At 41.4% G+C, this 20,915-nt stretch carries 21 protein-coding genes, 2 tRNA genes and 3 pseudogenes; 24 read left to right on the top strand and 2 right to left on the bottom strand.

Features of this window, described 5'->3' with window-relative positions:
• The first annotated feature begins 116 nt into the window (after positions 1-116).
• The 24 genes and pseudogenes from A3M5_RS0117250 to rlmH all read left to right on the top strand — a co-directional run bounded on the left by A3M5_RS0117250 (position 117) and on the right by rlmH (position 20,297).
• Positions 117-863, top strand: a complete 747-nt coding sequence (locus A3M5_RS0117250) for an ABC transporter permease (protein ID WP_018395042.1) — start codon at positions 117-119, stop codon at positions 861-863.
• Positions 864-1,067: 204 nt separating this feature from the next.
• The gene (rpsF, locus tag A3M5_RS0117245) at positions 1,068-1,361 is read left to right on the top strand and encodes a 30S ribosomal protein S6 (protein WP_018395041.1); all 294 of its coding nucleotides are present in this window, start codon (positions 1,068-1,070) and stop codon (positions 1,359-1,361) included.
• A 75-nt stretch (positions 1,362-1,436) separates the two neighbouring features.
• The gene (gene ssb, locus A3M5_RS0117240) at positions 1,437-1,985 is read left to right on the top strand and encodes a single-stranded DNA-binding protein (protein ID WP_018395040.1); all 549 of its coding nucleotides are present in this window, start codon (positions 1,437-1,439) and stop codon (positions 1,983-1,985) included.
• A gap of 24 nt (positions 1,986-2,009) precedes the next feature.
• Positions 2,010-2,249: a 30S ribosomal protein S18 gene (gene rpsR / locus A3M5_RS0117235; protein WP_018395039.1), complete on the top strand. Its 240-nt coding sequence runs from the start codon at positions 2,010-2,012 to the stop codon at positions 2,247-2,249.
• Between the two features lie 63 nt (positions 2,250-2,312).
• On the top strand, positions 2,313-2,435 hold the full coding sequence (locus A3M5_RS26510) for a hypothetical protein (protein WP_018395038.1): 123 nt from the start codon (positions 2,313-2,315) through the stop codon (positions 2,433-2,435).
• Between the two features lie 94 nt (positions 2,436-2,529).
• The gene (locus A3M5_RS0117225) at positions 2,530-2,838 is read left to right on the top strand and encodes a methyl-accepting chemotaxis protein (protein ID WP_502685423.1); all 309 of its coding nucleotides are present in this window, start codon (positions 2,530-2,532) and stop codon (positions 2,836-2,838) included.
• The gene (locus A3M5_RS0117220) at positions 2,835-3,014 is read left to right on the top strand and encodes a hypothetical protein (RefSeq protein ID WP_018395036.1); all 180 of its coding nucleotides are present in this window, start codon (positions 2,835-2,837) and stop codon (positions 3,012-3,014) included. The genes A3M5_RS0117225 and A3M5_RS0117220 overlap by 4 nt, the downstream gene beginning before the upstream one ends.
• A gap of 210 nt (positions 3,015-3,224) precedes the next feature.
• Positions 3,225-4,262 (top strand): annotated as a pseudogene (locus A3M5_RS26895) (cache domain-containing protein); the annotation flags it as partial.
• A gap of 393 nt (positions 4,263-4,655) precedes the next feature.
• Positions 4,656-5,204: pseudogene (locus A3M5_RS26890) on the top strand (methyl-accepting chemotaxis protein); the annotation flags it as partial.
• Positions 5,205-5,295: 91 nt separating this feature from the next.
• The gene (locus tag A3M5_RS0117210) at positions 5,296-6,264 is read left to right on the top strand and encodes a YybS family protein (RefSeq protein ID WP_018395034.1); all 969 of its coding nucleotides are present in this window, start codon (positions 5,296-5,298) and stop codon (positions 6,262-6,264) included.
• Between the two features lie 65 nt (positions 6,265-6,329).
• Positions 6,330-8,303, top strand: a complete 1,974-nt coding sequence (locus A3M5_RS0117205; RefSeq protein WP_018395033.1) for a DHH family phosphoesterase — start codon at positions 6,330-6,332, stop codon at positions 8,301-8,303.
• A complete protein-coding gene (rplI, locus tag A3M5_RS0117200; RefSeq protein WP_018395032.1) occupies positions 8,300-8,749 on the top strand; it encodes a 50S ribosomal protein L9 in 450 nt (149 codons plus the stop codon). The genes A3M5_RS0117205 and rplI overlap by 4 nt, the downstream gene beginning before the upstream one ends.
• Before the next feature lie 59 nt (positions 8,750-8,808).
• Complete coding sequence (gene dnaB / locus A3M5_RS0117195; protein WP_018395031.1) at positions 8,809-10,173, top strand: replicative DNA helicase; 1,365 nt, start codon at positions 8,809-8,811, stop codon at positions 10,171-10,173.
• A 126-nt stretch (positions 10,174-10,299) separates the two neighbouring features.
• On the top strand, positions 10,300-11,586 hold the full coding sequence (locus A3M5_RS0117190; RefSeq protein ID WP_018395030.1) for an adenylosuccinate synthase: 1,287 nt from the start codon (positions 10,300-10,302) through the stop codon (positions 11,584-11,586).
• 280 nt (positions 11,587-11,866) lie between these two features.
• Positions 11,867-11,943: transfer RNA gene (locus A3M5_RS0117185), tRNA-Asp, on the top strand.
• Between the two features lie 117 nt (positions 11,944-12,060).
• A tRNA-Phe gene (locus A3M5_RS0117180) sits at positions 12,061-12,133 on the top strand.
• 318 nt (positions 12,134-12,451) lie between these two features.
• A complete protein-coding gene (gene yycF / locus A3M5_RS0117175; protein WP_018395029.1) occupies positions 12,452-13,162 on the top strand; it encodes a response regulator YycF in 711 nt (236 codons plus the stop codon).
• A gap of 5 nt (positions 13,163-13,167) precedes the next feature.
• Complete coding sequence (walK, locus tag A3M5_RS0117170) at positions 13,168-14,991, top strand: cell wall metabolism sensor histidine kinase WalK (protein WP_018395028.1); 1,824 nt, start codon at positions 13,168-13,170, stop codon at positions 14,989-14,991.
• Positions 14,988-16,316 (top strand): YycH family regulatory protein, encoded by a 1,329-nt coding sequence (locus A3M5_RS0117165; RefSeq protein ID WP_018395027.1) that lies wholly within the window; start codon positions 14,988-14,990, stop codon positions 16,314-16,316. Before walK ends, A3M5_RS0117165 begins: the two co-directional genes overlap by 4 nt.
• Positions 16,303-17,088: a two-component system regulatory protein YycI gene (locus tag A3M5_RS0117160; RefSeq protein WP_018395026.1), complete on the top strand. Its 786-nt coding sequence runs from the start codon at positions 16,303-16,305 to the stop codon at positions 17,086-17,088. Before A3M5_RS0117165 ends, A3M5_RS0117160 begins: the two co-directional genes overlap by 14 nt.
• 20 nt (positions 17,089-17,108) lie before the next feature.
• Entirely contained in the window at positions 17,109-17,903 is a 795-nt protein-coding gene (gene yycJ, locus A3M5_RS0117155) for an exodeoxyribonuclease YycJ (protein WP_018395025.1), read from the top strand.
• Between the two features lie 228 nt (positions 17,904-18,131).
• A complete protein-coding gene (locus A3M5_RS0117150) occupies positions 18,132-19,325 on the top strand; it encodes a S1C family serine protease (RefSeq protein ID WP_018395024.1) in 1,194 nt (397 codons plus the stop codon).
• Positions 19,326-19,338: 13 nt separating this feature from the next.
• Entirely contained in the window at positions 19,339-19,482 is a 144-nt protein-coding gene (locus tag A3M5_RS24105; protein ID WP_018395023.1) for a CxxH/CxxC protein, read from the top strand.
• 335 nt (positions 19,483-19,817) lie between these two features.
• Complete coding sequence (gene rlmH / locus A3M5_RS0117140) at positions 19,818-20,297, top strand: 23S rRNA (pseudouridine(1915)-N(3))-methyltransferase RlmH (protein WP_018395022.1); 480 nt, start codon at positions 19,818-19,820, stop codon at positions 20,295-20,297.
• Between the two features lie 319 nt (positions 20,298-20,616).
• Here the strand turns inward: rlmH and A3M5_RS26680 are convergent, their stop codons facing one another.
• Together A3M5_RS26680 and A3M5_RS24910 are read right to left on the bottom strand one after the other, a co-directional pair.
• Positions 20,617-20,718: a hypothetical protein gene (locus A3M5_RS26680; protein WP_155894783.1), complete on the bottom strand. Its 102-nt coding sequence runs from the start codon at positions 20,716-20,718 to the stop codon at positions 20,617-20,619.
• Positions 20,687-20,910: pseudogene (locus tag A3M5_RS24910) on the bottom strand (NAD(P)-binding domain-containing protein); the annotation flags it as partial. The gene A3M5_RS26680 and the pseudogene A3M5_RS24910, both read right to left, overlap by 32 nt.
• Between the last annotated feature and the right edge of the window lie 5 nt (positions 20,911-20,915).

Raw genomic sequence — 20,915 nt, 5'->3', positions numbered from 1 at the left:
GTTTCGGTGGAAATAATCCTGTCATCAAATCTTTTTCCCACTGCCATTTTGAAAAAAGGTCTGTCTCAAAATTCAATTTTGAGACAGACCCTTTTTTTGTAAGGGAGTTACGTATCGTGAAAGATATAAGTTATATGGCATTGCTTGCTGCTTTTTTATTTATGACGGTGCCTCTCTGGCTATCGTATAAACAGCAGCTTGGCATTTCGAAAGATATCATCATTGCGTCCATTCGCGCATTCGCACAGCTACTGGCGATCGGCTATATCATTACATTCGTTTTTTCGATTAAATCGCCAGTTGTCTTTACGCTGCTTATTTTATTTATGATCGTCATTGCAGCGAGAACGAGTGGAAAGCGGGGGAGCGTATTTTATCATTCATTTTGGATTACCTTTGCTGCGATTGTAACGGCTGAAATCGTATCTGTCTCAATCTGGGTCCTATTTGACATGGTTGACTATGAGGCGCAGTATATTTTACCAATGAGCGGGATGATTATCGGCAGCTCGATGGTCGCAGTCAGCTTAACATTCGACCGTATGTCCCGGGAGTTTGACGCGACAAAAGAGCTGATCATGGGGAAACTCGCACTCGGCGCAACAAAAAGGCAAGCAGCGCAGGAGTTAATTGAAGCAACAGTAAAAGCCGCACTTATTCCAAATGTGGAAGCGATGAAAACGATCGGACTCGTTCAATTGCCAGGCATGATGACCGGTGCGATTATAGCTGGTGCATCGCCTGTTATTGCCGTTAAATATCAGCTTGTTATTTTGTTAACGGCGTTTGGAAATGCCGCAATTACGGCGATCATGGTTAGTTTTTTAACTTATTCTGCTTTTTTTAAACAAAGAATGTTTTAAAATTTGCTATAATAAAACATGTGTTCTATAATGAGGATACCGCCAAAGCTGCTGTCATGAATGACTTCTCATAAAATCGGATTGTTAGAGAATGTTGCGTTGTTGAGAGATTCATGGTATAATTTCAACTTGTGAGTAATGAAAACTTACTCCTTGCTCTTTGGGAATCAAAGGGCCGCATAGTCCACGAGGAGGTGAACGAAGATGAGAAAGTACGAATTCATGTACATTATCCGCCCGAACATTGAAGATGAAGCGAAAAAAGCGCTAGTTGAGCGTTTTGACGGTATCCTTACTTCAAATGGTGCGGAGATCATCGATTCAAAAGATTGGGGTAAACGCCGTTTAGCGTACGAAATCAACGATTTCCGTGAAGGCTTCTACCAACTTATTCATGCTAAAGCTGAAAATGCAGCAGCAGTTGAAGAGTTTGACCGTCTTGCGAAAATCAGTGATGACATTATCCGTCATATCGTTGTTAAAGAAGAAGAGAAATAATCGTAACGTAATAAATACACATCTTTTTCAACATGTTTCACGTGAAACATTTCAAAAGAAAAGGAGTTGATTCTGATGATAAACCGGGTGGTTTTAGTCGGTCGTTTAACGAAAGATCCAGAACTTCGCTACACACCAGCAGGAGCAGCTGTTGCGACGTTTACGCTTGCGGTTAACCGCACGTATACGAATCAACAGGGTGACAGAGAAGCGGATTTCATTAACTGTGTGATATGGAGAAAGCCGGCTGAAAACGTGGCAAACTTCTTGAAAAAAGGAAGCCTTGCCGGCGTTGAAGGACGTATCCAGACGCGCAATTATGAGGGTCAGGATGGAAAGCGCGTTTACGTGACAGAAATTCAGGCTGACAGTGTCCAATTTCTCGAACCACGCTCATCAGGCGGCGGTGGAGGAGGCGGCTATTCGGACGCTCCTCAACAGCAGCAGGGCGGAGGCTCTTATGGTGGCGAACAGCGGAATAACAATCAGGATTTTCCGTTTGGCCAGCAACAGCAGAATCAACAGCGCAGCAGTAACAATGCCGGTTATTCTAAAATGAATGAAGATCCGTTCGCGAATGACGGTCAGCCGATCGATATTTCAGACGATGATCTTCCGTTCTAATCAATAAAAGAGGAGGGGAAACACATGGCAGGAGGACGCAGAGGTGGACGTAAGCGTAAAAAGGTTTGTTATTTCACATCTAACGGTATTACACATATCGACTATAAAGATGTTGATTTGCTTAAAAAGTTCGTATCTGAACGTGGAAAGATTCTTCCACGTCGCGTTACAGGAACAAGTGCTAAATACCAACGCCGTTTGACAATTGCAATCAAACGTTCGCGGCAGGTAGCACTTCTTCCATTCGTTGGAGAAGAAAGATAAGAATTGAAACAGGCACGATGTTGAATTTTCAGCATTGTGCTTTTTTTTTATGGGGAAAAACAAGTGAATCATTCTGTCCGTGATGTGAAGGAATCGGTAGAAGCAACAGAACGATCAAATAATCTCGGCAGTCAGATTGATGTCATTACCGATCAGGCAGATGAAATGAGCAGCAAAAGAAGCTGAGAAAGCGAACGAGGAAGGCTTGAGACAAATTCATGCATTGCGTGGGTCCAGCGAAGAAACGAAAAAATACATTGAAGATATGCATTGCGTCATTGTGGATCTGGAATCAAAGATTACATTGATTGAAGTAGTCCTTCAAACAATTACAAATATATCTGCACAGACAAATTTGCTGGCGTTAAATGCGTCCATTGAAGCAGCACGTGCAGGCGAGCACGGAAAAGGGTTGGCAGTTTGCGTTCAAAAAGGGAGGAAGCTTATAGAGCAGTCCGTACAGACCGCAGACCGCGTGAAAGAAACCATTTCAGATTTTCAAACGGGCTCAAGGCAGGCTGTAAACCAAATGGAAAAACACACAGCAACTTTGATGAGCAGACGAATGTTGTCGAAGAAACGAGCATGATGCTCACAAAATTATCCACGCTTGTGGGCACAATTGAATCATTAATCTCAACCATTAATAGTGAAATTAAAGAAGTAGTTTTAACAAAAGATGAAGTCATTTATGTGATGGCAGGCATTGTATCAGCGAGTGAAGAAGTAAGTGCTTTGGCGGAAGAGCAGTTAAAAGCCATTTGAACCGTTACGGAATCTTCTGAGCAGTTAATGGAACTGAGTATTGATTTAAAAGAAGTTGTGGAACGTTTTAAGCTGGAACAAGCATAAGGGAAAATAGATGTTGGTTTTTATATCTATTTTTAATGAAAACTTTACAAAGGCTTAACAATATAATAGGTATATAAAACTATAATGGAAGGCGGAGCTAGGAAGAAGGGTGTAGATAAATAAATGAGATCAATTCGAATGAAATTTATAGTGCCGATTGCGATTTTGTTAATCTGTGCATTTGCCTTTATTATTCTTTTTACGAGTTGGAAAGTAGAACAAAAAATGGCTGAAGATACGACGGAACAGACACAAGGTTTTGTGAAAGAGCTGAATAATTCAGCGGCCGTTTTTTTGAAAAAGTACGAAGAAAGTATTCAATTGTTATCGGAATCGGACCAAGTTGTTCAGTATGCTAATACATATCGCTCTTCTAACGAGCCGAACAATAATATGGAAAGACAAATTCAAACGGTTTTCAACCGATACACGGAAATATATAAAGATGCATTGAGTGTTTACTATGCTTCTGAGAATGGCATGTTTAAAATGACACCGGCAACAGCTTTGTCGGCTAATTATAACCCAGTGAAAGAAGTTTGGTATACACAGGCGGTGAAATCAAAAGATCCTGTATGGAGCGAGCCATATGAAAGCAAAACAGGCGACTATGTGATTACTGTATCAAAAGCAATCATGAGTGGTGAGGATGTTCTTGGTGTCATTGGATCGGATATTAATTTAACGAGCATGACGAATCGGATGAACGAGCTGAATATTGGCTACGATGGTTATCCCGTTATTTTATCAATTGAAGGAAAAGCGATTATTCACCCGACGGAAAAAGGGCAGGACGTTACGGAAGATCCTGTGATGACTTCTGTGATCAATGGAGAGAAAAATGGTGTTATTGATATGGAAAAAGGACTTATCGTATATGATACAGTTGGCAAAACAGGATGGAAAATCGGTGCTGTATATGAAAAAGAGAACTTATTTGGTGTTTCAAATGAAATGAAAAAAATTCTCGCCATTACAGCGTTTTCTATTCTTTTTTTAGTCATTTTTGTCGTGTCGGTATTATCATCTAAAGTGACAAAGCCGATTCAAAAGCTTAACGAATCAGTACAGCAAGTAGCGGATGGAGATTTGCAGACGCACGTTCACATGTCAGGAAAAGATGAAGTCGCGGCGCTTGGAAGGAATTTCAATAATATGGTACGGAAAATGCGTGGCATTGTCGGCATAACAGATGATGCTGCCGCGAATGTTCGCGAATCCATTCATCAATTGAATATAGCGGTGCAGGAAATTAATGAATCCGGTGCGATGGCTTTCTCCGCGCTTGAAGAATTAACGGACGGTACAGAAAGGTCAGCAAGCGGGTCTAAAAAAGCAGCCGATCGTTCAATTGAACTGGGCCACTTAATTAGTTCTATTTCAGAAGAGGCATCGGCAATGTCAAAGCTTGCTGAGCAGGCTGCTGGAGCGACTGAAAAAGGATCGGCTCATGTCGCGGCTGTTGCATTGGCAATGGATACATCAACGGGATGGATGGACGCAGCGATGACCGCTATTCGAACGCTGGCAGAAGACATTACCCGTATTGAAAGCATCGTTCATGTGATTGAAGATATTTCGGTGCAAACGAATTTGCTTGCGTTAAATGCATCGATTGAGGCTGCACGTGCTGGTAACCATGGCAGAGGATTTGCAGTCGTGGCGCAGGAAGTGAGAAAACTTGCAGAACAGTCAAATAAAGCAGCCGGCGAGATTCATGAAAAAATTGCCGCTGTTCAAACTGGATCTGAACATGTAATTGATACGATGAGCCAGGCTGGTGATCATATTATGACACAGACAGACGCTGTACGCGAAACCGAAATTGTTTTTGCAGATCAAGGAGAGTTAATGAACAAAATGGATGCTGCGATTGTCGAAATTGCGAGTCATATTCATACAGCTAACAATGAAAAAGATGTTGTTGTGCAAACGGTTGGTCATTTAGCGGAGGAAGCCCGTTCTTCCGCTGCTTCATGCGAAGAAGTAAAGGATCGAACGAAAAACCAGCTTGCAGTTATAGAAAGTGTTGCGTTGGCATCTGAACAGCTAGCTTCATTAAATGAAGAATTGATTAGGGCAATTCGTCAATTTCACATATAAGTACTTACAGAAACAGTCCGATCGTTCGTTCGGGCTGTTTTGTATTTAAAGTTGAATGGATGAAGAAAGGAATGTAGAATAAAGAAGGAGAATGTCGGAATTAACGGTGTATGAACGGAGTGTTAAAGTGGAAAGAACGAAAATGATAACAGAAGGGGCGCTCATGTCGGCACTTTTTACAGTGCTGCTCCTTGTTACGGTATACGTGCCAATTTTGTCAGTAATCGGTGTCTTGTTTTTGATGTTGCCTTTTTTTATTTACAGTGCAAAATATAAGATCGTACCGGCTCTTATACTGCTCGTCGGGGCAGTAGCCATTACGTTTTTAATAGGTGGTCCATTTATGCTGCCGGCAGCGTTGCTGTATGGAACAACTGGTATTGCGATGGGGACGATGGTTCGGAGAAAAACTGATAACTGGATCATCTATATGGCGGGAAGCATAATATTTCTATTGAATGTTATTGCTCAATATGTCGTCACAGTATGGTTGTTTGACTTAACATTTTTGGATGAATTTCGTGCTATTTTTGAGACGACGATCAATGAAACCGGCCCATTACTTGGTTCAGGAGACATGGATCAGATGAGAGAGCAAGTGGATATAGCAATGAATTATATTAGTGCTATCTTACCAGCTCTATTGATTGCGACATCATTTGGCATGGTGTTTATATTAATGATGATCAACTACCCAATTGCAAAAAGACTTGGCATTCAAATAAAGCCAGTCAATCCATTTCACTCGGTACGGCTGCCAAGATCGATTTTATGGTATTACTTGTTATTCATGGTCAGTGCACTAATTGCTAATCCGAAAGAGGGAACAATGTGGTATGACATATACGTAAATATCATGTTTATTTTACAAGGTTGTCTATACATACAAGGTTTATCATTCGTGTTCTTTTTTGCACACAGTAAAAAATGGTCAAAAGCAATTCCAATCATCATTGCAATTTTATCAATTCCGGTCATTCCGGTCCTTTATCTTATCCGATTATTAGGTATAATTGACTTAGGATTTGATTTGAGACAGCGAATGCAGAAAAAGCCGTAACATGCTTTTTAAAATCGGCTCCATTAAGTACATGTAATGGAGTTCTACAATTAGGAGCTGAAGCTATGCTTTCGTATTATAACAGGCGAATTGTTCAATTGCTGTTAATCGTTATCGCGCTGGTCTTAACCACGGCTTCTATATGGCTGCTGACCTATCATCACGTTGTGGGCATCGTGATGATCACGGTGACGATTTTACTTCTCCTGTTTTTGTATCTGGCAGAAAAAAGATTGCATGCGGAAGTGGAGCAATATGTGACAACGCTTACGTACAGACTGCAGAAGGTGGGGGATGAAACGCTTCAGAAGCTGCCAATTGGGATTCTTTTGTATAATAAAGAATATAAAGTCGAGTGGGCAAATCCCTTTTTGACTTCTTACTTTAAAGAAGAAACACTTGTTGGTGAATCGCTTTATGAAGTAGCTGAGCCCATGCCGGCGGTCATTAAAGGAGAAAAAGAAACCATTATTTCGCTCCATGACAAATTATTTCGGGTCATTATTAAACCAGAAGAGCGCCTTCTTTACTTTTTTGATGTGACGAAACAGGAAAAAACAGCACAGCTATTTGAAGAAGAAAAAACAGTACTCAGCATCATTTTTCTTGATAACTATGATGATCTAACGCAAGGAATGGATGATCAGACACGAAGCAGATTAAACAGTGTAGTAACATCCACGCTGAATAATTGGGCAAAAGATAATGGAATGTATTTAAAGCGCATTTCATCCGATCGTTTTTTTGCTGTATTGAATGAGCGCATATTGAAAACACTTGAAGAAACAAAGTTTTCAATACTAGATGAAGTACGGGAAGAAACAGCGAAGTACCATGCACCGCTCACTCTTAGCATCGGAGTTGGACAAGGGTTAGTTCCATTACCCGAACTCGGTGACATCGCTCAGTCCAGTCTTGATTTGGCACTGGGCCGCGGCGGTGATCAGACTGCGATTAAGCAAGACGATGGGAAAGTAAAGTTTTACGGTGGGAAAACAAATCCGACAGAGAAGCGGACACGCGTCAGGGCACGAGTTATTTCCCACGCGCTTCGTGATATTGTTGCAGATAGTGATAAGGTTATTGTGATGGGGCACAAGTATCCGGATATGGATGCGGTCGGGGCATCGATGGGCATTCGTCATGTAGCGGAACTAAATGGCCGTGAAGGGTATATTGTCATTGATTTTTCGCAAATTGATACAGCAGTGAAGAGACTAATGCAAGAATTAAAAGAACAAAACCCTGAGCTTTACTCACGCGTCATTACACCAGAAGAAGCGCTTGAAATTGCGACGAATAAAACACTGCTCGTTGTCGTTGATACGCATAAGCCGTCTTTAGTCATTGAAGACAGACTATTGACAAAAGCTGAGCGGGTAATCGTGATCGATCATCATCGGCGTGGAGAAGAATTTATTAAAAATCCAATTCTCGTTTACATGGAGCCGTATGCATCATCGACGGCAGAACTCGTAACAGAATTACTTGAATACCAGCCTAAAACGAAAAAAATAATGTCGCTTGAAGCGACAGCGCTTCTGGCGGGGATTATTGTCGATACGAAAAGCTTTTCACTACGGACAGGTGCCCGGACGTTCGATGCAGCTGCGTATTTGCGTACACATGGAGCGGATACGATTCTCGTTCAGAAGTTTTTAAAAGAAGATATTGATACGTATATTCAGCGTGGCCAGCTTATCGAAACCGTTTATTTTTACAAAGATGGTCTAGCTATTGCAAAAGGAAAAGACGATTATATATACGACTCGGTATTGATTGCTCAAGCAGCCGATACGCTCCTTACGATGAACGGTGTGCAGGCGTCGTTCGTCATTGCGAGAAGGGGAGAAGAGACGGTTGGGATAAGCGCCCGTTCGCTTGGTGATGTGAATGTACAGATTATTATGGAACAAATGAATGGCGGTGGCCATTTGACGAACGCGGCGACACAGGTGAAAGATGCATCTATTGAAGAGGTTGAAATGAAGTTATGCCGGGTTATTGATGAATTGACTGAAGGGGGAAATGAAGAATGAAAGTTATTTTTTTAAAAGATGTAAAAGGTAAAGGGAAGAAAGGCGAAGTGAAGAACGTAGCGGACGGCTACGCAAATAACTTTTTAATTAAAAACGGGTTTGCGGTGGAAGCAACATCCGGTAATCAGAATACACTTGATGCACAAAAGAAAAAAGAACAGGCAATTGCAGCAGAAGAACTGGAAGCAGCGAAAAAGCTGAAAGAAACGGTCGAAAAATTAACGGTTGAATTACATGCAAAAACGGGCGAAGGTGGCCGCATCTTCGGTTCTGTTACAGCGAAGCAAGTAGTGGATGAATTGAATAAGACGCATAATATTAAATTAGATAAGCGTAAAATGGATTTACCGGATGGCATTCGCAGTCTTGGTTATACGAATGTTTCCGTTAAATTGCATAATGAAGTAACAGCTGTCTTGAAAGTTCATGTATCAGAGGACAAGTAAATAAATAAAAAATGTGATCGGATTTATCTGGTCACATTTTTTATGTAAGGAGATTGAAAATGAGCGATTTATTGACGGACCGCATTCCGCCGCAAAACATTGAAGCAGAACAGGCTGTACTAGGTGCGATCTTTCTTGAGCCATCTACGTTAACAGTCGCTTCTGAAATTTTAATTCCGGAAGATTTTTACCGGAACGCCCATCAGCAAATTTATTTAACGATGCTAAAACTTGGTGATCACGGTAAAGCAGTAGACGTTGTGACAGTGACGGAAGATCTGGCAGCCGCAAAGCAGATTGAGGATGTCGGCGGTATTGCATACTTAAGTGAACTGGCGGCTTCTGTACCGACAGCAGCTAACATTGAATACTATGCTCGTATTGTCGAAGAAAAGTCGCTCCTGCGCCGCTTAATCCGCACAGCAACGACGATTGCGCAGGACGGATACAACAGGGAAGACGAAGTAGAAGATTTGCTCAGCGAAGCGGAAAAAAGCATTATGGAAGTAGCACAGCGAAAAAACGCCGGTGCATTCCACAATATTAAAGATGTACTCGTCCGCACGTACGACAATATTGAGCTTCTTCATAATCGAAAAGGCGACGTGACTGGTATACCGACTGGATTTGCCGAACTTGATCGTATGACAGCTGGTTTTCAGCGTAATGATTTAATTATCGTTGCAGCCCGTCCATCAGTAGGTAAAACGGCTTTTGCGCTGAATATTGCCCAAAATGTTGCAACGAATACAGATGAAAAAGTCGCGATTTTCAGTCTGGAAATGGGTGCAGAACAGCTGGTAATGCGGATGCTATGTGCGGAAGGCAATATTAATGCTCAAAACTTACGGACCGGTGCTTTAACAGACGAAGACTGGCGGAAATTAACGATGGCGATGGGGAGCCTGTCCAATTCCGGTATTTATATTGATGATACGCCGGGTATACGTATCGGTGAGATTCGATCAAAATGCCGCCGTTTGAAACAGGAACAGGGTTTAGGCATGATTTTAATTGATTATTTGCAGCTGATTCAAGGGAATGGCCGCTCCGGCGACAATCGTCAGCAGGAAGTGTCGGAAATTTCTCGATCATTAAAAGGGCTTGCCCGTGAACTTGAAGTGCCTGTTATTGCGCTCTCTCAATTATCGCGTGGTGTAGAGCAGCGGCAAGACAAGCGTCCAATGATGTCTGATATACGGGAGTCCGGTTCGATTGAACAGGATGCGGATATTGTTGCCTTCTTGTACCGTGATGATTACTACGACAAAGAATCAGAAAATAAAAATATGATTGAGATTATTATTGCGAAACAACGGAATGGCCCAACCGGTACAGTCGAGCTTGCATTTGTGAAAGAATACAATAAATTCGTGAATATTGAGCGGCGTTTCGATGATATGTCAGCACCGCCAGGAGCATAAAAACGAATGAATGATTAATAAAATATTGAAATGTTCGTATTTTCTGTTTGACGAATAGTGTTTTTTACTGGTAAAATAACTGTGTTTGAGAAAACGTTTTTCATGAACCTTCGGAGGTGCAAAAAAATGTCATCAGTAGTAGTAGTAGGAACGCAGTGGGGCGATGAAGGAAAAGGGAAAGTTACAGATTTTCTTTCTGAAAATGCAGAAGTGGTTGCCCGTTATCAAGGCGGAAACAATGCAGGCCATACAATTAAATTCAACGGTGTTACATACAAGCTTCATTTAATCCCGTCCGGTATTTTTTATTCGGATAAAATTTGTGTAATCGGAAACGGTATGGTTGTTGATCCGAAAGCGCTTGTAAAAGAGCTTGCCTATTTGCATGGACATGGTGTATCAACGGATAATCTTCGTATATCAAACCGTGCACATGTGATCTTACCGTATCATTTGAAAATCGATGAAGTAGAAGAAGAACGCAAAGGCGAAAATAAAATTGGTACGACGAAAAAAGGAATCGGCCCTGCTTATATGGATAAAGCAGCACGCATGGGTATCCGTATGGCTGACCTTTTAGATCGGGAAACATTTGAAGAAAAATTAACACATAACGTAGCAGAAAAAAATCGTCTTCTAGAACGATTTTATGAAACAGAAGGATTTAAAGTAGAAGATATTCTTGATGAATATTACGAGTACGGCCAGCAAATTAAAGATCTTGTCTGTGACACATCTGTTGTGTTGAACGATGCGCTCGATGAAGGCCGCCGCGTATTATTTGAAGGCGCACAAGGTGTTATGCTTGATATCGATCAAGGAACATATCCGTTCGTTACGTCATCAAACCCGGTTGCTGGGGGTGTGACAATCGGTTCTGGTGTTGGACCGACTAAAATCACACATGTTGTTGGCGTATCAAAAGCGTACACAACGCGTGTGGGTGACGGTCCATTCCCGACTGAATTGAATAATGAAATCGGAGACCGTATCCGTGAAGTTGGCCGTGAGTATGGGACAACGACAGGCCGTCCACGCCGTGTTGGTTGGTTTGACAGCGTTGTTGTTCGTCATGCACGCCGCGTCAGTGGTTTAACTGACTTGTCACTCAATTCTATCGACGTGTTGACAGGTATTGAAACATTGAAAATTTGTACGGCTTATCGCTACAAAGGTGAATTGATTACCGAGTATCCGGCAAATCTTCGCGCCCTCTCAGAGTGTGAGCCCGTATACGAAGAACTTCCAGGCTGGACAGAAGACGTTACAGGCGTGAAAAACTTGCATGAGCTTCCTGAAAATGCACGTCATTATATTGAGCGCGTTTCACAGCTGACAGGTATTCCGCTTTCTGTATTTTCTGTTGGACCGGACCGCAATCAAACGAACGTTGTAAGAAGTGTTTGGGGCTAATCGTTATGAAAACCGTTTCCTTCGTGGAAGCGGTTTTTTTAATAGGCTGAGTTCAGTGCCCCTTGTTCATACATTAAGTCGATTAAGTCGTATTTAAATGCGATTGTTCATGAATTGAGGCATGAAATGACGAGATTTGTATTGTAACGTTTGGAAATAGTCGCAAAATTGTCAATATATATTCTTTTTGTTCGCATTTTTCGACAATTTTTTTCGAAATGTATTGTCAGTATCTTAGGCATGTGATACTATTAGCAAAGTTGCTAGTAAACATATTGTTGGTCCGGTAGTTCAGTTGGTTAGAATGCCTGCCTGTCACGCAGGAGGTCGCGGGTTCGAGTCCCGTCCGGACCGCCATTTTTACTTTAACCTAATGTTATGTCTTAAAAGCGGCCGTCCGCACCTATGAATTGTCCTTCATGATCAACGGCCGCTATGTTTTTAACAGATAACGTAAAGAACGTTAATTATCTAGGCTCAGTAGCTCAGTCGGTAGAGCAAAGGACTGAAAATCCTTGTGTCGGCGGTTCGATTCCGTCCTGAGCCATCAAAAAAAGCATCGCGGTGATTTCGCTCCCGTGGTGCTTTTTATTATTTTATCCCGCATTAAAGGGCAGTAAGTGAGAATGTATTGTAAAACTTCGAAAAAAGAAGGATAGATGAGGAACAGCTATCCGTAAAAGCGTAATTGATCCAGGGTTGAAGTGAAGTTCCACTTTATGAAATGTTTACCGATCAGAAACGGGATGCCGCAGTCACACTATTCATGGTAAAGTTAAAAAAGGTAAAAGAGGCGCAAATATGATAAAATGTATTATTTGAAGCCATCTTTAACGTATTGAAAAAGAAGCGAGGGACATATATTATGCAAAAGAAAATATTGGTTGTAGACGATGAAAGACCAATTGCAGACATTTTGCAGTTTAATTTGAAAAAGGAAGGATACGACGTTCAGTGTGCATATGATGGAGATCAGGCTGTTGAGATGGTAGAAGAAATGCATCCGGATATCATTTTACTAGATATTATGCTTCCAGGCCGTGACGGAATGGAAGTATGCCGTGAAGTACGTAAAAAATATGAAATGCCCATTATTATGCTGACGGCAAAAGATTCTGAAATTGATAAAGTACTCGGTCTTGAACTTGGTGCGGATGATTACGTCACAAAGCCGTTTTCCACACGTGAACTCATTGCCCGTGTGAAAGCGAATTTGCGCCGACATCAAGCGGTGCCTGTACAAGAAGAAGAACAGGCAGAAACGAATGAAATTGCGGTCGGGGCGCTAACCATTCATCCGGATGCATACATTGTTTCGAAACGAGACGAAACGATTGAATTAACGCATCGTGAATTTGAACTACTCCATTATTTAGCTAAACATATCGGGCAAGTCATGACACGTGAACATTTGCTTCAAACAGTTTGGGGATATGACTATTATGGGGATGTCCGGACAGTGGATGTCACTGTGCGCAGGTTGCGAGAAAAGATTGAAGATAACCCGAGCCACCCTTCATGGATTGTGACGCGAAGAGGAGTAGGCTACTACTTACGCAATCCTGAGCAGGAGTAGCATTGATGAAAGGAGTAGGTTTTTTTCGTTCGATTCAAATGAAATTTGTGCTTACATATGTGCTGCTTATTTTATTTGCGATGCAAGTTATTAGCGTGTATTTCGTAAACTCCCTTGAGGAAAAATTTGTCACGAATTTTAAAACCTCTTTGCAAGAACGTGTTAATTTATTGGAGTACAATTTACGTGAAGAAATGTTGAAAGAGCGCAATGATGAATCTAATACACTTGAGCAGGATATTCGGGGTATTTTAGAAGATTTTTCTGCCAGAGATATTACAGAAGTGCGTATCGTTGATGAACGGAGCCGGATTATCGGTACATCTGATGCGAATAATCAAGGTGTCGTCGGCCAGCGTATGACCGAGATTGCCATAAAACGGGCACTGTCTGCTGGTGCGACAGAAGATAATATGTTTATTGATGACCGGACTGGTCAGCGTGTTTGGGTATTGACGTCTCCTATTTTATCAAATAGTGAAGTGATCGGTGCTGTTTACTTAATTGGAGATATCGAAACCGTTTTCAGTCAGCTAGATGATATTAATGAAATCCTATTTTCTGCGGCAATTTTAGCGCTAGCTATTACCGCGATACTAGGCATTACACTAGCGAGAACCATTACAAGGCCAATTACCGACATGAGGCGTCAGGCGGTTGCTCTTGGGAAAGGAAACTTCTCGAGAAAAGTAAAAGTGTATGGTCAAGATGAAATTGGTGAACTCGCTGTAACATTCAATAATTTAACGAAGCGGCTTCAGGAATCGCAAGCGACAACAGAAGGTGAGCGTCGTAAGCTGTCATCGGTTTTGTCACACATGACTGATGGAGTAATTGCGACAGACCGCCGTGGCCGTGTTATTTTAATTAATGAACCAGCGTCAAAAATGCTGAATGTTTCACGTGAAACAATTATTTCACAGCCGATTGTGTCTCTGCTAAATTTAGAGGAAGACTATTCGTTTGATGAGTTATTAAATGAGCAGGATTCGGTCATTCTTGATTATAGTACGCATGACCGCCCATATATCTTACGGGCGAACTTCTCGGTTATTCAAAAAGAAACGGGCTTCGTCAATGGGTTAATTACAGTTTTACATGACATTACTGAACAGGAAAAAATTGAAATAGAACGCCGTGAATTCGTGACGAATGTTTCACATGAACTGCGGACACCGCTTACGACGATGCGCAGCTACTTAGAAGCGCTTGCTGATGGGGCATGGCAGGATCCCGACATTGCACCGAATTTTCTTGATGTGACACAGACAGAGACGGAGCGGATGATCCGGCTCGTGAATGATTTGTTGCAATTATCAAAATTCGACAGCCGCGAATACAATTTAACGAAGAAAGATACCGATTTTATCGAGTTTTTCAATAAAATTATTGATCGTTTTGAAATGACGAAATCGCAGGAAGTTACATTCCGGCGTAAACTGCCGCGCTATCCGATTTATGTCACAATCGATCAGGATAAACTGACGCAGGTCATCGATAATATTATTTCCAATGCGCTGAAATATTCCCCAGAAGGCGGACTCGTTTCATTTAAAGTGGAAGAGCATGGTGACACGATTCAAATAAGCGTCAGTGATCAAGGAATGGGTATTCCGAAAAAGAGCCTTGAGCGCATTTTTGAACGTTTTTACCGTGTAGATCGGGCTCGTTCGCGGAAAATGGGCGGTACCGGTCTTGGTCTTGCGATTGCAAAAGAACTGATTAGTGCACATGACGGCCACATTTGGGCGAAGAGTGTGGAAGAAAAAGGGACAACGATTTTCTTTACATTGCCGGCAGATCTTTCCGAAGAGGATGATTGGGTATGAAATATGAAAAAATCAAATTCGCTGTCCTCGTGCTGCTTGTGCTCATAAGCTTGGCGTTTACATGGGGCATCTGGAACTACAAGCCTTCTTATGAAACGATTAAAGACAGCTCAAATACAATTGTAACAGAAGTAGACATTGGCCAGCAGCGCAAAATTTCAACGCTGCTGAAGCCATCTAAAATTGTAACCCATTTGCAGGATCAACATTACGGAACGGTGGCAGAAGAAGAGTTAACATGGTTCATGGAGGAAATGGCTTCATGGACATTTTATGAACCAGAAAATATTTCTAGTTTATTGAATGAGCAAGAATTTAATGAACTGTTGACTGGTGATTCTCATGTCGAATTATTTTTTTCTGGATCCATTCCGTTTAATACCATTAAAAATTTATTGGCTTTTAATCAATCAGATGTCCCGAGTGCCGTATTTGACCGGATGGTAATTAAAGAGGAAGAGCAAAGTAACAGCGCGTCTGTTTACTTCGTTTCCGTACAGGAACGGCTCGTATTTAAAAGCCGGATTGAATCCGCATCACTTGCAGAATTTAACATGCGTTATTTGGTACAATCAGATCATCTTGAACCATACATCGCGCATCAAATTCCAAATGGACCACTTTTGTTTGTAAGAAAAGAAGCACCGGTATTATATAGGCCACAATATTTGCCCGAACAAATAGAGGCTGAAACCTTTAAAAAAGCCCTGTTTAATGATCCAAGTTACGTAAAACGTGGAACGAGCTTGGGAAGTGATGAATACACAGACGGTTCAAGTTTAATGCGTGTTAACCACAGTACCGGTGTCATTACGTATTTGAATTTGGCAAATGAAATCGGTCAGAAAATGGCGCTTGATACGCTTATTGATAAAAGTATTAGCTTCGTCAATGACCATAATGGCTGGGTGGATGAGTACCGGCTGTTCAGCACAACACCAGGTTCGTCGTTCATTAGTTACCGGTTGTTCTTAGATGATTACCCAGTATTTAATGAGGAGGGGATGGCTGAAATATCTCAAACTTGGGGACGTGAACGTATTTATCAATATAACCGTCCATCTTTTATCCTTCAGCTTGACAGTCCGCTTCCGGAAACAGAGGCGCCGATTGAGCTTGAAAGTGGAGAAGAAGCCATTAGCAAAGTGCTCAGTCAAGAAATCGATGTGTCTCTTTTGACAGATATGCAGGTTGGTTATGAAATGACCGTTGAGCGTGAATCACCGAAAATTTTAGCGCTTGAGCCTTCCTGGTATTACAAATATAATGGAACGTGGCAGCGTCTTGTGACTGGTGGAGGGGGAGCGGCCGATGGATTGGAGTAAAACGAAAACGATTTTTATCGCTGTGTTCCTTGTGCTCGATCTGTTTCTAGCAGTCATGTTTTTTAACAAATACAGTGCGACCCGTTTTGAAGTCATTAAGGAAACATCAATTGAAGAAAAGCTTCAGTCCGACCGAATTGAATACGAAAAAATGCCGGTTGATGCCGAAGAGCTGTCCATTATTACGGCCAAACCGAAAATATTCTCTGAAAAAGAGTTTTTCTTTTTAACGAAGCAGAGGATGACAATTAACAATGGAACAGAAGTTGTTAGTGAGCTGGACAAGCCATATGACACGGATAAGGCAACGCGCGAAAAAATTGTCTCTTTCGTGAAAAACAACGTGCTTCAGGGCGACCGCTATTCCTATTGGAAGCGGAACCGTGATGAAAAAACAGTTATTTTTTATCAACAGTTTGATGATAAAAAACTGTTCAAAAATAGAAGTGGTTATTTAACGGTGCAGTTGGATGATGCTGACAACATTATTGGTTATACACAGACGATGCTGTCAGACATTGATGAAAACCGTGAAGAAGAAGCGATTTTACCAGCTTTCCAGGCGATTGATGCCTTATACAAAAATGGCCTCATTCAGCCGGATAGTGAAATTGCCAATGCAGAACTTGGCTACTATACTGTCGTACAGCTAACAGAAGCACAGGTGCTGTCGCCGACATGGTACTTTCAGCTGAAAAAAGATGATAAAACGGAAGAAATTTATGTGAATGCATTTGACGGATCGATTTATCAAACGGAAAAAGAGTCGTAATTTAACTGGAGTGGTCATACATGACGATGCAATTTAGTGTGCTTGCAAGTGGAAGTACCGGCAACGCAATTTTTGTGGAATCAGACGGTCAATCGTTCCTTGTGGACGCGGGATTGAGCGGTAAAAAGATGGAGGAACTATTTTCATCGATCGGCAAGAAGATCGCGGACCTTTCCGGTATTCTTGTTACACATGAACATAGTGACCATATTAAAGGACTAGGTGTGCTGGCCAGAAAATATAAGTTGCCGGTATACGCCAACGAAAAAACGTGGCGGGCAATGGACCGATTAACGGGTACCATTGATGACAGCCAGAAGTTTATATTCGAAATGGAAACAGTGAAAACATTCGGCGCACTTGACATCCAGTCATTCGGCGTATCACATGATGCGGCCGAGCCGATGTTTTATATTTTTCATCACAGCAGCAAAAAACTTGTGCTGATTACAGATACAGGCTACGTCAGTGACCGAATGAAAGGTTTAATCAAAAATGCGGATGCCTATGTGTTCGAAAGTAATCATGACGTCGGAATGCTGCGTATGGGCCGCTATCCATGGAACATTAAACAGCGCATTTTAAGTGATGTCGGCCACGTATCGAATGAAGATGCTGCACTCGCCATGAATGATGTCATTGGACCGAACACGAAACGAATTTATTTGGCGCATTTAAGCACAGATAATAATATGAAAGAACTTGCAAAAATGAGTGTCACGCAAACACTACAAATGAAAGACGCTGGTGTCGGAGAACAATTTCATTTATTTGATACCGATCCGAAAACGTCAACACCGCTTGCCATGATTTAAACGAAACGTCCCTAGCTTGTGCGCTGGGGACATTTTTTGGTTATAGAAAAGACGCGGACTGGTCACAAATATGGCTAAGCGATCAAAAACTTGTGTAAGTAGTCAAAATAGCTTGAACCTTATTTTCTTCCTTATCAGTTGTCCTTTTTTTAGTCAAAGGCGTATAATTTTTCAGAATAGATAAAGTGAATGGTGAGACAATAACCGAGTGGAAAGGATGAGGAATACATGGGTTATTATGATGAAGGACGCACCGGACGTAATAAGGGGGGTGGAAAAGGCGGTTATTTTTTATCTGGGCTGGCAGGTGTTGTTATTGGCGCGGCATTGGTCGTCGCAACAATTCCATCCATAATGGATTACCAGAACGACGAACGAACTGTCGTTGAAAATCAATCGTCTGGCCGAACAGAACAAGTTTCGCTTAATGTGACAACAGACGTGACAAAGGCAGTTGATAAAGCGAAAGATACGGTCGTCGGCATTACAAACATTCAAGAAACAATGAGTTTTTTCGGATCAGAAGCGACGACGCAGGAAGCGGGTACAGGAAGCGGTGTTATTTATAAAAAAGATGGAGATAAAGCATTTATCATCACGAACTACCACGTTATTGAAGGCTCACAGCAGCTGGAAGTAACGCTTGCGGATGGCACGAAAGAACCAGCAAAGCTTATTGGCAGCGATGTATGGACAGATCTTGCTGTCTTATCGATCAGTGGTAAAAATGTCGAGAAAACAGCTGAATTTGGCAATTCGGAAGCATTGAAAATAGGTGAACCGGTTATCGCGATCGGAAATCCACTTGGTCTTGAATTTTCCGGCTCCGTTACGCAAGGTGTCGTCTCGGGACTTGAACGTGCCATTCCTGTTGATTTAAACGGTGACATGGTGAACGACTGGCAGGCAGAAGTATTGCAAACAGATGCGGCAATTAACCCGGGTAACAGTGGCGGCGCACTTGTTAACATTGCCGGACAGGTGATCGGTATCAACTCGATGAAAATTGCCGAAAGTGCTGTTGAAGGGATCGGACTATCCATTCCAATTGATGCAGCACTTCCAATCATTGAAGACCTTGAATCATTTGGAGAAGTGAAGCGTCCTGCTATGGGCGTCACGCTTCAAAATGTCAATGAATTGCCATCGTATCATCAGCAGCAAACACTCAAACTTCCTGAAACGGTAACAGAAGGTGTCATCATTGAGCAGGTTCTCACCAAATCACCGGCAGCAGAAGCGGGGCTGCGTGAATACGACGTGATTACCGAACTGGACGGTAAACCAATTAAAGACGTTATTGAACTGCGTAAATATATGTATAACAATAAAAAAGCAGGAGACAGTGTCACTATCACATACTATCGCGGTGGAAAACAACAGCAGACTGAGTTAAAATTAGTAGCGGAAAGTGATTTTTAATGGGGGAAAAAAGATGTATTGTTGTTTAGAACATGCCGAGTTAGCCTTGGATATTGCTGTTGATGAGTATGAAACAGCGCCTAAAATAGAAAAAGTAGAAGAAACGATTTCATGTGAGTTTTGTAAAAATCAAGCCATGTATGTGGTAGGAAACTAATATTCGGGCACAAAATGTGGATGAATTCTGTGGGTATGTGGATAAAGTCAGAAAATTCCCGTTATCATCATGTTGATAACGGGAATTTTTTTATTATGTGAAAACGATCTTTAATAATATTGAAACAAAATTCTGTAATAAAATATAAAATTATCAAAAAAGTATGAAAATTCATTCTTTTATCGATGTATGAGTTAAAAAGAAGAGAGGGAGAGAGGGAAAGTATGATATTCACATGTGTAAGATATGATAAAATATAAACAGAAAGAGTGTTGATATGTGGATAACTTCTGTGGATAAACTGTTTGTAAATTGTTTGTAAGGTGGGTTGTATTGTGAATATCTCTATTATAACAGTCGGTAAGTTAAAGGAAAAGTACTTAAAACAAGGCATTGATGAGTACGTCAAACGACTTTCGGCTTATGCGAAAATGGACATCATTGAAGTAGCTGACGAAAAAGCGCCAGAAGTCCTGAGCGATGCTGAAATGATTCAGGTAAAAGAAAAAGAAGGAGAAAGAATCCTTTCAAAAATTGGACAGGACACATACGTCATTGCTCTCGCTATTAACGGAAAAATGAAATCATCCGAAGCTCTCGCAGCCGATCTCGACAAACTTGCCACATACGGCAAAAGCAAAATTGCCTTCATCATAGGCGGGTCACTCGGCCTGAGTGATACTGTGCTGAACCGTGCAGATGAAAAGTTGTCATTTTCGAATATGACATTCCCGCATCAGTTAATGCGGTTGATTTTAGTGGAGCAAGTGTATCGGAGTTTCAGGATCAACAGAAATGAACCGTACCATAAATAGATGCGATTTTTTAATATTAATTTACATCTACCCTATCATTAGTACTGGATGAAGGACACTTTTCGTATTTCCATGGAGATTACTGTCCTTCAGAACCCGGATGAAAGACATGTTACTGGTTCCCAAGAAGAGTTTTGTCTTTCAAAGCAGGTATGAAGGACACTTTACCAATTCTCCAGAAGAGTTTTGTCCTATCTGTTTTTTTATTCTAAATTTCATAGATGTTTAAAGGTTCCTTCTTCAAAAAATAAGGGGAACTGTCTTACGAAATAGTCCAGGTATAATGAAGAAATAATGAATCTTTTACTACCACTATCGATCACTGCCAGTTTGTGTGAAAGAATCCTGTTAAATCACTTCGTTCATAAGTATGGGCACCAAAATAATCTTGCTGTGACCATAAGGAAGATTTTTCTGGGATGTTCTAAGGAGTGAACAAAATCTTGAATTTCGTAGTAGGGATGGATTGATTGACCTTCAATTATATCAACAAGTTTATCGGTTAAATCCCTCGTATAATTATAGACAGCCACTTGCTCACTTTACTAGCCATATTTAAAGCGATATTACTGCCCATTACCCCTAAACCAATGACACCAATTGTATTGAACATTTCTT

It is taken from the genome of Bacillus sp. 37MA (assembly GCF_000372765.1).
Taxonomy (GTDB): domain Bacteria; phylum Bacillota; class Bacilli; order Bacillales; family Domibacillaceae; genus Domibacillus; species Domibacillus aminovorans.
The sequence above is the reverse complement of the archived record's forward strand: the minus strand, read 5'-3'. Positions and strand labels throughout refer to the sequence as shown.